At 74.1% G+C, this 14,503-nt stretch carries 10 protein-coding genes; 3 read left to right on the top strand and 7 right to left on the bottom strand.

What is annotated here, in order from left to right; all coding sequences use genetic code 11:
• Positions 1–39: 39 nt before the first annotated feature.
• The gene (locus FHS37_RS12790; RefSeq protein WP_184820379.1) at positions 40–1,167 is read right to left on the bottom strand and encodes an acyl-CoA dehydrogenase family protein; all 1,128 of its coding nucleotides are present in this window, start codon (positions 1,165–1,167) and stop codon (positions 40–42) included.
• Between the two features lie 119 nt (positions 1,168–1,286).
• On the opposite strand from FHS37_RS12790, the gene FHS37_RS12785 reads away from it, so the two are divergent.
• Both FHS37_RS12785 and FHS37_RS12780 read left to right on the top strand, forming a co-directional pair.
• Entirely contained in the window at positions 1,287–2,903 is a 1,617-nt protein-coding gene (locus FHS37_RS12785; RefSeq protein ID WP_184820377.1) for an AMP-binding protein, read from the top strand.
• 34 nt (positions 2,904–2,937) lie between these two features.
• Positions 2,938–3,759: a PaaX family transcriptional regulator gene (locus FHS37_RS12780; RefSeq protein WP_184820375.1), complete on the top strand. Its 822-nt coding sequence runs from the start codon at positions 2,938–2,940 to the stop codon at positions 3,757–3,759.
• Here the strand turns inward: FHS37_RS12780 and FHS37_RS12775 are convergent.
• Both FHS37_RS12775 and FHS37_RS12770 read right to left on the bottom strand, forming a co-directional pair.
• Positions 3,725–6,118 carry a bifunctional salicylyl-CoA 5-hydroxylase/oxidoreductase gene (locus FHS37_RS12775; RefSeq protein WP_184820373.1) on the bottom strand — a complete coding sequence of 798 codons (2,394 nt, stop codon included), beginning with the start codon at positions 6,116–6,118 and terminating at the stop codon, positions 3,725–3,727. The genes FHS37_RS12780 and FHS37_RS12775 overlap by 35 nt on opposite strands.
• Entirely contained in the window at positions 6,103–6,930 is an 828-nt protein-coding gene (locus FHS37_RS12770) for an enoyl-CoA hydratase family protein (protein WP_184820371.1), read from the bottom strand. The genes FHS37_RS12775 and FHS37_RS12770 overlap by 16 nt, the downstream gene beginning before the upstream one ends.
• 323 nt (positions 6,931–7,253) lie before the next feature.
• On the opposite strand from FHS37_RS12770, the gene FHS37_RS12765 reads away from it, so the two are divergent.
• On the top strand, positions 7,254–7,712 hold the full coding sequence (locus FHS37_RS12765) for an ATP-binding protein (RefSeq protein WP_184820369.1): 459 nt from the start codon (positions 7,254–7,256) through the stop codon (positions 7,710–7,712).
• Positions 7,713–7,745: 33 nt separating this feature from the next.
• On the opposite strand, the gene argF is transcribed toward FHS37_RS12765, so the two are convergent.
• The 4 genes from argF to FHS37_RS12745 all read right to left on the bottom strand — a co-directional run bounded on the left by argF (position 7,746) and on the right by FHS37_RS12745 (position 14,498).
• A complete protein-coding gene (argF, locus tag FHS37_RS12760) occupies positions 7,746–8,753 on the bottom strand; it encodes an ornithine carbamoyltransferase (protein WP_184820367.1) in 1,008 nt (335 codons plus the stop codon).
• A 194-nt stretch (positions 8,754–8,947) separates the two neighbouring features.
• A complete protein-coding gene (locus tag FHS37_RS12755) occupies positions 8,948–10,171 on the bottom strand; it encodes an arginine deiminase (RefSeq protein WP_184820365.1) in 1,224 nt (407 codons plus the stop codon).
• A 302-nt stretch (positions 10,172–10,473) separates the two neighbouring features.
• Positions 10,474–13,032 carry a polynucleotide kinase-phosphatase gene (locus FHS37_RS12750; RefSeq protein ID WP_184820363.1) on the bottom strand — a complete coding sequence of 853 codons (2,559 nt, stop codon included), beginning with the start codon at positions 13,030–13,032 and terminating at the stop codon, positions 10,474–10,476.
• Entirely contained in the window at positions 13,029–14,498 is a 1,470-nt protein-coding gene (locus tag FHS37_RS12745) for a 3' terminal RNA ribose 2'-O-methyltransferase Hen1 (protein ID WP_184820361.1), read from the bottom strand. The genes FHS37_RS12750 and FHS37_RS12745 overlap by 4 nt, the downstream gene beginning before the upstream one ends.
• Between the last annotated feature and the right edge of the window lie 5 nt (positions 14,499–14,503).

Genomic DNA, 14,503 nt, shown 5'->3' with positions numbered 1-14,503 from the left:
CTCCGGGCTCCCGTGCCACCGGTCCTCCGGGCTCTCGCGTCACCGGTCCTCCAGGCTCTTGTACAGCTCCTTGGCGACGACGCCCCGCTGGACCTCGCTCGCCCCCTCGTAGATCCGGGGTGCGCGGACCTCGCGGTAGAGGTGTTCCAGCAGGTGCCCGCGTTGCAGCGCCCGGGCGCCGTGGAGCTGGACGGCCCGGTCGACGACGTACTGCGCGGTCTCGGTGGCCAGCAGCTTCGCCATGGCGGCGCGCTTCGGGACGTCCGGCGCGCCCGCGTCGTACGCCGTCGCCGCCGCGTACACCATCAGCCGGGCCGACTCCGTGCGCAGGGCCATCTCGGCGACCTGGTGGGCGACGGACTGGAGGTCCTTCAGCCGGCCGCCGAACGCGTCCCGCCGGGCGGTGTGCTCGAGGGTGGCGTCCAGGGCCGCCTGCGCCATGCCGACCGCGAAGGCGCCGACGCTGGGGCGGAACAGGTTGAGGGTGCCCATGGCGACCCGGAAGCCGCGGTCCACCTCGCCGAGGAGGTCGTCGGCGGTCACCGGTACGGCGTCGAGGGCGAGGGCTCCGATGGGGTGCGGGGAGAGCATGTCGAGGCCGGTTCCGGTGAGTCCGGGGCGGTCGGCGGGGACCAGGAAGGCGGTGACCCCGCGGGCGCCGGCGCCGGGGGTGGTGCGGGCGAAGACGGTGTAGAGGTCGGCCTCGGGGGCGTTGGAGATCCAGCACTTCTCGCCGGTGAGCCGCCAGCGGCCGGGGCCGTCCGGGTGAGCGGCGAGCGACAGCGCCGCCGCGTCGGAGCCGGCCCCCGGCTCGCTGAGCGCGAACGCCGCGACCGCGCTGCCGTCACTCACCCGGGGGAGCCAGCGGGCGCGCTGGGCGGCGGTGCCGTGGGCGTGCACCGGATGGGCGCCCAGGCCCTGGAGGGCGAGGGCGGTCTCCGCCTCGGTGCAGGCGCGGGCCAGGGACTCCCGCATCAGGCACAGGTCGAGGGCGCCGGAGGTGAACAGGCGGGGCAGCAGGCCGAGGGCGCCGAGTTCGGCGACGAGCGGACGGTTGACGCGGCCGGGTTCGCCCTTCTCGGCGAGCGGGCGCAGGCGTTCGGCGGCCAGCGCGCGCAGCTCGGCGCACCAGGCGCGTCGTGCCGGTTCGAGCGAGAATGCGGTCATCGCCGGTCCCTTCCCTCGCCACCGGGGGCGACTTCCGAGGTTATCGCGAACCGTTGACTGCCGTCACCAACGCGATACGCTCCGGATGCGAGCCCACCACGCCGAGGGGGCGAACCGCCATGAACCCACGGGTCACCGCGCACGTCGACACCTTCGCCCGCGATCACCTCCCGCCACCCGAGCAGTGGCCCGAGCTCCGCTTCGACCTGCCGGAGCTGGCCTACCCCGAGCGGCTGAACTGCGCCGCCGAGCTGCTGCACGGCCCGCCCGGCGACCGTCCCGCCTTCCGCACGCCCGACGGCGGGAGCTGGACGTACGACGAGCTGCGCGCCCGCGTGGACCGCCTCGCGCACGTCCTCACCGGCGACCTCGGGGTGGTGCCCGGCAACCGGGTGCTGCTGCGCGGTCCCACCACACCGTGGCTGGCGGCCTGCTGGCTGGCGGTGCTGAAGGCCGGCGCGATCGCGGTCACCGTGCTGGCCCAGCAGCGTCCGCACGAGCTGGGCACCGTCTGCCGGATCGCCGAGGTCCGCCACGCCCTGTGCGACGTGCGGACGGTGGACGACCTCGCCAAGGCCGAGGTCCCGGGCCTGCGGATCACCGCCTACGGCGGCGACTCCCCCGACGACCTGCTGAACCGCCCGGCGCCCGGCACCCCGTACGAGGCCGTGGACACGGCGTCCGACGACGTCGCCCTCATCGCCTTCACCTCCGGCACCACCGGCCGCCCCAAGGGGTGCGTGCACTTCCACCGGGACGTGCTCGCGATCGCGGACACCTTCTCCCGGCACGTCCTGCGGCCGGCCGCGGACGACGTGTTCGCCGGCAGTCCCCCGCTCGGCTTCACCTTCGGCCTCGGCGGGCTGGTGGTCTTCCCGATGCGGGCCGGGGCGAGCGCGCTGCTGCTCGAACAGGCCCGTCCCGAGCAGCTGCTGGCCGCGGTCGCCGAGCACCGGGTGACGGTGCTGTTCACCGCGCCCACGGCCTACCGCGCCATGCTCGGCGAGCTGGACGGGCACGACATCGCCTCGCTGCGCCGCTGCGTCTCGGCGGGCGAGAACCTGCCGGCCGCCACCTGGCGGGCCTGGCACGAGCGCACCGGGCTGCGCATCATCAACGGCATCGGCGCCACCGAACTGCTGCACATCTTCATCTCCGCCGCCGACGAGCTGATCCGGCCCGGCACGACGGGGGTCCCGGTGCCCGGGTGGCGGGCGCGCGTGCAGGACGCCGACGGCCGGCCCGTGCCGGACGGGGAGCCGGGACTGCTGGCGGTGCGCGGACCGGTCGGCTGCCGCTATCTCGCCGACCCCCGGCAGCGGGAGTACGTGCGCGACGGCTGGAACGTCACCGGCGACACCTACGTCCGCGATCCCGACGGCTACTTCCGGTACGTCGCCCGCGCCGACGACATGATCATCTCGGCCGGGTACAACATCGCCGGCCCGGAGGTCGAGGACGCCCTGCTGCGCCACCCGGACGTCGTGGAGGCGGCGGTGGTCGGGCGGCCGGACGAGGCGCGCGGCCAGGTGGTGATGGCGTACGCGGTTCTCAAGGAGGGCGCGCGGCGGGACGCCGAGCACCTGCGCGCCTTCGTGAAGTCCGAACTCGCGCCGTACAAGTGCCCCCGCGAGATCGTCTTCCTGGACGCGCTGCCGCGCACCGCCACCGGCAAGCTCCAGCGGTTCCGGCTGCGTGCCCCGGCCGGTACCGGCACCGGGGACGACCAGGCGTGACGCCGGGGAACGGAACCGACCGGCACCACCTAAGATGATCAACGTGTCCGACCAGCAAGCCCAGCATGCTCCACGGTCTCTCATCGTCACGCTCTACGGCGCGTACGGCCGCTTCGTGCCGGGTCCGGTGCCCGTCGCCGAACTGATCCGGCTGCTGGCCGCGGTCGGCGTGGACGCCCCCTCCGTCCGTTCCTCGGTGTCCCGGCTCAAACGGCGCGGGCTGCTCGTCCCCGCCCGCACCGCGCAGGGCGCGGCGGGGTACGAACTCTCCCCGGACGCCCGCCAGTTGCTGGAGGACGGCGACCGGCGCATCTACGCCACCGCACCGCCCGGGGACGAGGGCTGGGTGCTCGCCGTGTTCTCCGTGCCGGAGTCCGAGCGGCAGAAGCGGCACGTCCTGCGCTCCCGGCTGTCCGGCCTCGGCTTCGGAACGGCGGCGCCCGGTGTGTGGATCGCCCCCGCGCGGCTGTACGAGGAGACGCGGCACACCCTGGAGCGCCTGCGCCTCGACGCGTACGTCGACTTCTTCCGCGGCGAGCACCTCGGCTTCGCACCCACCGCCGGGGCGGTCGCCCGCTGGTGGGACCTGGCCGGGATCGCGGAGCAGCACGAGGCGTTCCTGGACCGCCACGAGCGCGTGCTGCGCGCCTGGGAGCGGCGTCCGGACACCCCGCCCGAGGAGGCCTACCGGGACTACCTCCTCGCCCTGGACTCCTGGCGCCACCTCCCCTACGCCGACCCCGGCCTGCCCGCCGCCCTGCTCCCCGCGGACTGGCCGGGCACCCGCTCGGCGGCCGTGTTCCGGGGCCTGCACGACCGCCTCAGGGACGCGGGGGCCGCGTTCGCGGGGCTGTGACCGACGGCGGTGGGGCGGGGCGTCGACTCCCGAGCGTCAGCCGGGGCTTGGGAGCGTCCGTGCGGCCGGTCTGCGGGGGCCTGCTCCCGGCCAGGTACGGTGCCGGCCAGTCGGCGCCTGGCCCCGCGTAGCCCTGTTCGGCCGCCGCGTGGAGCGTCCAGTGCGGGTCGTACAGGTGAGGGCGGGCCAGCGCGCACAGGTCCGTGCGCCCGGCCAGGATCAGGGAGTTGACGTCGTCCCAGGAGGAGATGGCGCCGACCGCGATCACCGGGACGCCCGCCCGGTGGCGGATGCGGTCGGCGAACGGCATCTGGTACGAGCGCCCGAACTCCGGCTTCTCGTCGGCCACGACCTGCCCGGTCGACACGTCGATCGCGTCGGCGCCGTGCGCGGCGAAGGCGCGGGCGACGGCGACCGCGTCCTCGGCCGTGGTGCCGCCGTCGGCCCAGTCGGTGGCGGAGATGCGGACCGTCACGGGCCGTTCCTCGGGCCACACCGCGCGCACCGCGTCGAAGACCTCCAGCGGGAAGCGGAGCCGTTTCTCCGGCGATCCGCCGTAGGCGTCGGTACGGAGGTTGGTCAGCGGGGAGAGGAAGCCGGAGAGCAGGTAGCCGTGGGCGCAGTGCAGTTCGAGCAGGTCGAAGCCGGCCCGTGCGGCCCGCGCGGCGGCGGAGGCGAACTGCTCCCTTATGTCGGTGAGCTGGGCGCGGGACAGCTCGCGGGGGAGCTGACTGCCCGGCTTGTACGGGAGGGGGGAGGCGGCGACGAGGGGCCAGTTGCCCTCGTCGAGCGGCTCGTCCATGCCCTCCCACATCGGCTTGGTCGAGCCCTTGCGCCCGCTGTGGCCGAGCTGCACGCCGATCGCGGTGCCGGGGGCCCGCGTGTGCACGAAGTCGGTGATCCGCCGCCACGCCTCGGTCTGGCGGCCGGTCCACAGGCCGGCGCAGCCGGGGGTGATGCGCCCCTCCGGGCTGACGCAGACCATCTCGGTCATCACCAGCCCCGCCCCGCCCAGCGCCCTGGCCCCCAGGTGGACGAGGTGGAAGTCGCCGGGGACGCCGTCCACCGCGGAGTACATGTCCATGGGGGAGACGACGACCCGGTTGCGCAGCGTCAGGCCGCGCAGCCGGAAGGGGGTGAACATCGGGGGCGTACCGGGCGGGCAGCCGAACTCGCGCTCCACGGCCTCGGTGAAGCGCGCGTCGCGCAGCCGCAGGTTGCCGTGGGTGACGCGGCGGCTGCGGGTGAGCAGGTTGAAGGCGAACCTGCGGGGCGGCTGGCCGAGGTACAGGTCCAGGTTCTCGAACCACTCGAGGCTGGCCCGGGCCGCGCGCTGGGTGGACGCGACGACGGGCCGCCGCTCCGCCTCGTACGCGGTCAGCGCCTCCCCGATCGAGGGCTGCTCGCGCAGGGAGGCGGCCAGGGACAGGGCGTCCTCGACGGCGAGCTTGGTGCCGGATCCGATGGAGAAGTGGGCGGTGTGGGCGGCGTCGCCGAGGAGCACGACGTTGCCGTGCGACCAGCGTTCGTTGACGACCGTGCGGAAGGTGGTCCACGCCGACTTGTTGGACTTCAGCGGCCGTCCGCCGAGCGCGTCGGCGAAGATCTTGGCGCAGCGCTCGATCGACTCGCTCTCCTCCATCTCGTCGAATCCGGCGGCGCGCCACACCTCCTCGCGCATCTCGACGATCACCGTGGAGGCGCCTTGGTCCCGCGGCCCGGAGGGCCTCGTCGAGGGGCGGTGGCCGGACGACGGGCGGGCGTAGGGGTAGCCGTGCAGCTGCATCACGCCGTGCTCGGTCTCGGCGATCTCGAAGCGGAAGGCGTCGAAGGCGAAGTCGGCGGCCAGCCAGACGTAGCGGCAGCGGTGCCCGGTGATCCGGGGCCGGAACACGTCCGCGAAGGCCTCGCGGGTGGTGCTGTGCACCCCGTCGGCGGCGACCACCAGGTCGTGCGTCCGGGCCAGCCGCTGCACGTCCGGTGCCTCGGTGCGGAAGCGCAGCTCCACGCCGAGGGAGCGGCAGCGGTCGTGCAGGATCCGCAGCAGCCGGCGCCGGCCGAGGGCGGCGAAGCCGTGTCCGCCGGAGGTGTGGCGCGCGTTCCGGTGCACGATGTCGATGTCGTCCCAGCGCACGAAGTCCCGTTGCAGGGCCGCGTAGACCACCGGGTCGGCGTGCTCGATGCCGCCGAGGGTCTCGTCGGACAGGACGACGCCGAAGCCGAAGGTGTCGTCGGGGGCGTTGCGCTCCCAGACGGTGACCTCGCGGGCGGGGTCGAGACGCTTGAGCAGCGCGGCGGCGTACAGGCCGCCGGGCCCGCCGCCGATGACGGCGATCCTCACGGCTACCGCCCCCGCCACTTCGGGGGGCGCTTCTCGGTGAAGGCCGCGTGGAACTCGGCGTAGTCCTCGCCGTTCATGAGCAGGGCCTGGGTGGCGGCGTCCAGTTCGACGGCGGCGGCCAGCGGCATGTCCAGCTCGGCCGTGAGCAGCGCCTTGGTCTGGGCGTACGCCAGCGCCGGGCCGTCGGCCAGGCGGCGGGCGAGGGACCGGGCGGCCTCGTCGGCGCCGCCCTCGTCGGCGAGCGCGCTGATCAGGCCGATCCGCTCGGCCTCGGGCGCCCGCACCGGCTCGCCCAGCATGAGCAGCCGGGTCGCGTGCCCGAGGCCGACCACCCGGGGCAGCAGGTAGGCGGCGCCCATGTCGCCGCCGGACAGACCGACCCGGGTGAAGAGGAAGGCGAAGCGGGCACTGGGGTCGGCCACCCGGAAGTCCGCGGCCAGGGCGAGGACCGCGCCGGCGCCGGCCGCCACCCCGTGCACCGCGGCGATCACCGGGAACGGGCACTCCCGCACCGCCCGGACGACCTGCCCGGTCATCCGGTTGAAGTCGAGCAGCCGGGCGGTGTCCAGGGAGAGGGTCGCGCCGATGATCTCGTCGACGTCGCCGCCGGAGCAGAAGCCGCGGCCCTCGCCGGCCAGCACCAGGGCCCGCACGGCCCGTTCCCGGGACAGCTCGGCGAGCAGGTCGCGCAGGTCGGCGTAGGCGCCGAAGGTGAGCGCGTTGAGCTTCTCGGGGCGGGCGAGGGTGACGGTGGCGACGCCGTCGGCGAGCTCGACGCGCAGATGCTCCCAGCGGGCGGTGCGGGCGGCGGAGCCGGTGAAGGGACTCATGAGGGCGGCCTCCTCGGGCGGGCGCGGCACTGCTCACTGAGCTCTACCCCACGAAGCTATCACTCATCGGTGACCGTCGTCACGAGCACGCGATAGACCGTACGGGTTCACCGGTCCGGCGCCGTCACGTCCGTCACGGGCCGTCGACATCCCGGTAACGGCCGGAGCGGACGCGCGAGGCGGGGCGCCCGCGCGGGTATGCCGCCCGTCGCCGGGGCGGAACGCCCTGGACGGCGCCCGTCGAGGGCTCCGGCACGGCCCCCTCGACGGGGCCCGCCGGGCGCGCCGTACCATTGCCGGTTGAAAGCAGGACAGCCTGCTCCATGAACGGACCCGCTGTGCACGAACTCCCTTCCGCCTCCGCCTCCACCTCCTGGCGCGTCGCGCTGCCGCACACCACCGCGGCGGTGCCCGTGGCCCGTGCGCTGGTCCGTACGGCGCTGGCCGAGCGGAAGCACGCCGCCGACAGCGACACGGCGGAACTGCTGACCGCGGAGCTGGTGGCCAACGCCGTGGAGCACACCTCGGGGCGCGCCCCGATCGAGCTGGTGGTGGAGCTCCTGCCGACCGGCTGCCAGGTGGAGGTGCACGACGCCGACCCGGCGCCGCCCGGCGACCTCACCCGCCCGGACCTCGACGCGCCGGACCCCTGGCAGGAGCACGGGCGCGGGCTGCTGCTGATCCGTGCCCTGAGCTCGTCGTGCGGTCACCGCCCCACCGCGTCCGGCAAGGCGGTGTGGTTCCGGCTGTCGGCGATCCCGCGCCAGCGGCGCCCCGTCTGAGACGGCTCCCCGCGCGACGGGCGGGGCCGGGGCTCAGGCCAGGGTCGCCACCAGGACCGCCTTGATCGTGTGCAGGCGGTTCTCCGCCTCGTCGAAGACGACCGAGTGCGCCGACTCGAACACCTCGTCCGTCACCTCCAGCGACTCCAGGCCGTGGGTCTCGTACACCTCGCGGCCGACCTTCGTGCCCAGGTCGTGGAAGGCGGGCAGGCAGTGCAGGAACCTGACGTCCGGGTTGCCGGTGGCGCGCAGGACGTCCATGGTCACCGCGTACGGCGCGAGCGCGGCGATCCGCTCGTCCCAGACCTCCTTGGGCTCGCCCATGGAGACCCAGACGTCCGTGGCGACGAAGTCGGCGCCCGCGACGCCCTCGCCGATCTCCTCGGTGAGGGTGATGCGGGCCCCGCTGGACACGGCGAGCTCACGGGCCCGGTCGACGACCTCCTGGGCGGGCCAGTAGGCCTTCGGGGCGACGATGCGCACGTCCATGCCCAGCAGGGCCGCGGTGACGAGGTAGGAGTTGCCCATGTTGAAGCGGGCGTCGCCGAGGTAGGCGAAGGCGATCTCCTTCACCGGCTTGGGGCTGTGCTCGGTCATGGTGAGCACGTCGGCGAGCATCTGCGTGGGGTGCCAGTCGTCGGTCAGGCCGTTGTAGACGGGCACTCCGGCGTGCTCGGCGAGGGCCTCGACGGTGGACTGGGCGTCGCCCCGGAACTCGATCGCGTCGAACATCCGGCCGAGCACCCGCGCGGTGTCCCTGACGGACTCCTTCTTCCCGATGTGCGAGCCGCTCGGGTCGATGTACGTCGTCGAGGCGCCCTGGTCGGCGGCGGCGACCTCGAAGGCGCAGCGGGTGCGCGTCGAGGGCTTCTCGAAGATCAGCGCGATGTTCTTCCCCCGCAGGTACCGGCTCTCGGTCCCGGCCTTCTTGGCGGCCTTCAGCTCCGCGGCCAGTCCGAGCAGGCCGAGGAACTCCTGCTCGGTGAAGTCCAGCTCCTTGAGGAAGTGGCGGCCGGCGAGGGCGGTCGGGACTGTCGCCATGGGGGCGCTCCAGGGGTACGGGGACAGGGACGGCTGGAATTCTATACGAGATACAGAATTTCTATGCGACCCGGTGGTGTGGCCGGGGACCCGGTGGCGTGGCCGGGGCGTCCCGGTGGCGTGGTCGGGGACCCGGTGGCGTGGTCGGGGACCCGGTGGCGTGGTCGGGGACCCGGTGGCGTGGTCGGGGCCTCCTAGACGGGGTCCCGCTGCACCGGACAGCTCATGCAGCGCGGCCCTCCCCTGCCCCGCCCCAGCTCGCTGCCCGGGATCTCTATCACCTCGATGCCCTGCTTGCGCAGGTGCGTGTTGGTGGTGGAGTTCCGCTCGTAGGCGATGACGACGCCCGGTTCGACGGCCAGGACGTTGCAGCCGTCGTCCCACTGCTCGCGCTCGGCCGCGTGGACGTCCTGGGTGGCGGTCAGCACCCGGATCTCGCTGAGCCCCAGCGCGGCGGCGATCGCGCGGTGCATGTGCTCCGGCGGGTGGTCGGTGACCTTCAGCTCCTTCTCCCCCACGCCCGGCTCGATGGTGTACGAGCGGAGCATGCCGAGACCGGCGTACTGGGTGAAGGTGTCGCCGTCGATCATCGTCATCACGGTGTCGAGGTGCATGAAGGCGCGCCTCTTCGGCATGTCGAGCGCGACGATGGTCTCGGCGGAGCCGGCCGCGAAGAGTTTGTGCGCGAGCATCTCCACCGCCTGCGGCGTGGTCCGCTCGCTCATGCCGATCAGCACCGCCCCGTTGCCGATGACCAGGACGTCCCCGCCCTCGATGGTGGACGGGTAGTCGGCCTGCCCCTCGGACCAGACGCGGAAGGAGTCCCCCCGGAACAGCGGGTGGTGCCGGTAGATCGCCTCGAAGTGCACCGTCTCGCGCTGCCGGGCGGGCCACCGCATCGCGTTGATGGCGACACCGTCGTAGATCCAGGCGGAGGTGTCGCGGGTGAAGAGGTGGTTGGGCAGCGGATCGAGCAGGAAGTCGTCGAGCTCCATGGCGTGGAAGCGCACGGAGACCGGCTCCGGGTGGACGTCCAGGAACTCCCGCTTGGTCATCCCGCCGACCAGCGCCTGGGCCAGCTCGCGCGCGGGCAGCGTCTCGAACGCGGCCCGGAGGTGGTCGGTGGCCAGCGGACCGTACTCCTTCTCGTCGAAGACGCGGTCCAGGACGAGCGCACGCGCCGCCGGGACGTCCAGCGTCTCGGCGAGCAGGTCGCCGAAGAGGTGGACGGCGACGCCGCGGTCGCGCAGCACGTCGGCGAACCCGTCGTGCTCGGCGCGCGCCCGGCGCACCCAGAGCACGTCGTCGAAGAGCAGGGCGTCCTTGTTGCTGGGGGTGAGCCTTTTGAGCTCGAGATCGGGCCGGTGCAGGATGACGCGGCGCAGCCGTCCGGCCTCGGAGTCGACGTGGTAGGTCATGCTTCCATCCTGACCACCCGAGCGTGCGTTCACCCCTCTGCGGACGGGACGGAAATCGTCCCGCTTCCGTCACCCGGGTGCCCGCCCGGTGCGCTGCGGACGGGGCGGGGCAAGGCGACGCGGGGCGGGACGGAGCGGGGCCGTCCGTCCGGCGGGCCCGTGCCGGTGACGGGCCGCGCCCGGCCGGCCGACGGCGCGCAGGGTGCGCCTCACGCGCACGGTTCGGGGCGACGTGGCCGGCCGGGCTCCTCCCTGGGAGGAGCCCGGCCGGCCACGCGCACCGCGACCGCGGTACGGCCCCGCTACAGCCGCGGGTCCACCGGCTCCGACTCCAGCGCCAGCACGCCGAAGACCGCCTCGTGCACCCGCCACAGCGGCTCGCCCCCGGCCAGCCGGTCCAGGGCCTCCAGGCCGAGCGCGTACTCGCGGATCGCGAGCGACCGCTTGTGGTTCAGGAACCGGGTGCGCAGCCGGGCCAGGTTCTCCGGGCGGGTGTACTCGGGACCGTAGATGATCCGCAGGTACTCGCGGCCCCGGCACTTGATGCCGGGCTGCACCAGGCGGCCCTCGGCTCCCCCTCGCACCAGGGCGCCGACCGGCTTGACGACCATGCCCTCGCCGCCGCGCCCGGTCATCTCCAGCCACCAGTCGACCCCGGCCCGCACCGACTCGGGGTCGGCCGTGTCGACGTAGAGGCGGCGGGTGGTCTGCAGCAGGCCCGTGGCGTCGTGCTCGACCAGGCGGTCGAGCAGGGCGAGCTGCTCGTCGTGGGGCAGGGCGGCCAGGCTGCGGCCCTGGACGGCGAGGATCTGGAACGGCGCCAGGCGCACGCCGTCCAGGCCGTCGGTGCTCCAGCAGTAGCGGCGGTACGCCTCGGTGAACGCGGCGGCGTCGTCGGCCCGTTCGCGCTGGCGGTCCAGCAGGTCCCGCACCGCGACGCCGCGGGCCGCCGCGCCCTCCAGTGCGGCCAGGGCGCTCGGGAAGACCGCGCCGGAGGCGGCGCCCACGGCGGCGTACTGGGAGCGCAGCAGCCCGGACGCCTTCAGCGACCACGGCATCAGCTCGGCGTCCAGCAGCAGCCAGTCCGTCTCCAGCCCGTCCCACAGACCGGCCTCGGTGACCGCCGTGCGCAGCCGGCCGAGGATCTCCTCCGTGACGGCGTCGTCGTCGAAGAACGGGCGGCCGGTGCGGGTGTACAGGGACCCGGTGGGGCCCTCCACCCCGAAGCGCCGGCGGGCGGCCTCCGCGTCCCGGCAGACCAGGGCCACCGCGCGGGAGCCCATGTGCTTCTCCTCGCACACGACCCGCGCGACGCCGTCCTGCTCGTACTGGGCGAAGGCCTCGACCGGGTGCTCCAGGTAGCCGTCGAGGTGCGAGGTGGCGGTGGGCGCCATGGTCGGCGGAAGGTACGGCAGCAGGCGCGGGTCGACCGCGAAGCGGCTCATGACCTCCAGGGCCGCCGCCGCGTTCTCCTCGCGGACGGACACCCGGCCGGCGTGCCGGGTCTCGATCACCCGGCGGCCCTGCACGTCGGCGAGGTCCAGCGGGCGGCCGTCGTGTCCGCCGGGTGCCTCGGTGCGCAGCGGCCTGGTCGGCTCGTACCAGACCCGCTCGGCCGGTACGTCGACCAGTTCCCGCTCCGGCCAGCGCAGCGCGGTGAGCTTGCCGCCGAAGACGGCGCCGGTGTCCAGGCAGATGGTGTTGTTCAGCCAGGTCGCCTCCGGGACCGGGGTGTGGCCGTAGACGACGGCCGCCCGGCCGCGGTAGTCCTCCGCCCAGGGGTAGCGCACCGGCAGGCCGAACTCGTCGGTCTCGCCGGTGGTGTCGCCGTACAGGGCGTGGCTGCGGACCCGGCCGGAGGTGCGGCCGTGGTACTTCTCCGGCAGACCGGCGTGGCAGACCACGAGCCTGCCGCCGTCGAGGACGTAGTGGCTGACCAGGCCGTCGACGAACTCCCGCACCTCGGCGCGGAACTCCTCGCTCTCGCCGTCCATCTGGGCGATGGTCTCGGCGAGGCCGTGGGTGTGCTGGACCTTGCGGCCCTTGAGGTAGCGGCCGAACTTGTTCTCGTGGTTGCCGGGCACGCACAGTGCGTTGCCCGACTTGACCATGGCCATCACGCGGCGCAGCACGCCGGGGCTGTCCGGGCCGCGGTCGACGAGGTCGCCGACGAAGACGGCGGTGCGGCCCTCGGGGTGCACGCCGTCGACGTAGCCCAGCTTGCCCAGCAGCGCCTCCAGTTCGGCGGAGCAGCCGTGGACGTCGCCGATGATGTCGAACGGGCCGGTGAGGTGGGTGAGGTCGTTGAACCGCTTCTCGGTGACGACGGTGGCGTGCTCGATCTCCTCCACGCCGCGCAGCACGTGCACCTTGCGGAAGCCCTCGCGCTCCAGGTGGCGCAGCGAGCGGCGCAGTTCGCGGGTGTGGCGCTGGATGACCCGGCGGGGCATGTCGGCGCGGTCGGTGCGGGCGGCGTTGCGCTCGGCGCACACCGCCTCGGGCACGTCGAGCACGATGGCTATCGGCAGCACGTCGTACTGCCTGGCCAGGTCGATCAGCTGGCGCCGGGCGTCCTGCTGGACGCTGGTGGCGTCGACGACGGTGCGGCGGCCGGCCGCCAGGCGCTTGCCGGCGATGTAGTGCAGCACGTCGAAGGCGTCCCGCGACGCGCTCTGGTCGTTCTCGTCGTCGGCCACCAGGCCGCGGCAGAAGTCGGAGGAGAGGACCTCGGTGGGCTTGAAGTGGCGGCGCGCGAAGGTGGACTTGCCCGAGCCGGAGGCACCGATCAGCACCACGAGGGACAGGTCGGTGACGGGCAGGGCGCGGCCCCGCGGCCGCGGGGTCTCGGTGGTGGTGGTCATGCGGCCTTCGCCTCCTTCGCGGTCCCGGCCCGGAACACGGCCATCTGGGTGGGCGGCCCGACCTCGGGGTCGTCCGGTCCGACGGGCACGAACTCCACGCCGTAGCCGTGGCGTTCGGCCACCTTCCGCGCCCAGGCGCGGAACTCCTCGCGGGTCCACTCGAAGCGGTGGTCGCCGTGCCGGACGTGGCCGGCCGGGAGGCTCTCCCAGCGCACGTTGTACTCGACGTTGGGGGTGGTGACGAGGACCGTGCGGGGGCGGGCCGCGCCGAACACCGCGTACTCCAGGGCGGGCAGGCGGGGCAGGTCGAGGTGTTCGATCACCTCGCTGAGCACGGCGGCGTCGTACCCCTCGAGCCGGTGGTCGGTGTACGCGAGCGAGCCCTGGAGGAGCTGCACGCGCGCCGCCTGCCGCTCCCCCATGCGGTCCAGCCTCAGCCGGCGGGAGGCGATGGCCAGCGCCCGCATCGACACGTCGACGCCGACGATCTCGGTGAACGACGGGTCCCGCAGCAGCTCCTGCACCAGCTGGCCCTGGCCGCAGCCGAGGTCGAGCACCCGGGCGGCGCCGGACGCGCGGAGCGCGGCGACGATCGCCTCCCGCCGCTGCACGGCGAGCGGGGCCGGCTTCTCCTCGGCACCGTCCTCGGTCTCCGCCGCGACGGCGTTGTCGATCTCCTCGACGTCGGTGTCGTCCGCCTCGGCCAGCCGGACCAGCTCCAGCCGCTCCATCGCCTGCCGGGTCAGCGACCAGCGGCGGGACAGGTAGCGGCCGGCGATCAGCTTCTGCTCCGGGTGCGCGGGCAGCCAGCCCTCGCCGGCGCGCAGCAGCTTGTCGACCTCGTCGGAGGCGACCCAGTAGTGCTTGGCGTCGTCGAGGACGGGGAGCAGCACGTAGAGGTGGCGCAGGGCCTCGGCGAGGGTGAGCGTGTCCGCCTCCAGGACCAGACGCACGTACCGCGAGTCGCCCCACTCGGGGAACTCGGCGTCCAGCGCCACGGGTTCGGCGGTGACCGTCCAGCCGAGCGGCTCGAAGAGCCGGCGGACGAGGTCGGGGCCGCCGCGGGCGGGCAGCGCGGGTACCTCGATGCGCAACGGGCGCGGCTGCGCCGGGAGTTCCGGGCGGGCGTTGCACACGCCGCGCATCGCGCTGGAGAACACGCCGCTCAGCGCGACGGCGAGGAGGGAGGAGGCCGCGTACGGGCGGTCGTTGACGTACTGCGCGAGCGCCGCGTCGGGTGCGCCGCCGCGGCCCTTGCCCTTGCCGCGCCGGACCAGCGCCACCGCGTCCACCTCCAGCAGCAGCGCCGCCGTGCAGCGCTCGGCGTCCGCCTCGGGGTAGAGGACGTGCGCCGTGCCGTAGGAGGTGGAGAACGCCTGCGCCTTCTCGGGATGCTTGTGCAGCAGGAAACCGAGGTCGGTCGCGGGGCGCTCGGGAGCGCCGGTGGTACTGATCGTCAGGAACACGGTGG

This window comes from Streptomyces griseomycini, assembly GCF_014203535.1.
GTDB lineage: Bacteria > Actinomycetota > Actinomycetes > Streptomycetales > Streptomycetaceae > Streptomyces > Streptomyces griseomycini.
Note: the sequence above shows the minus strand (reverse complement) of the source record. Positions and strands in the feature narration are given on the sequence as shown.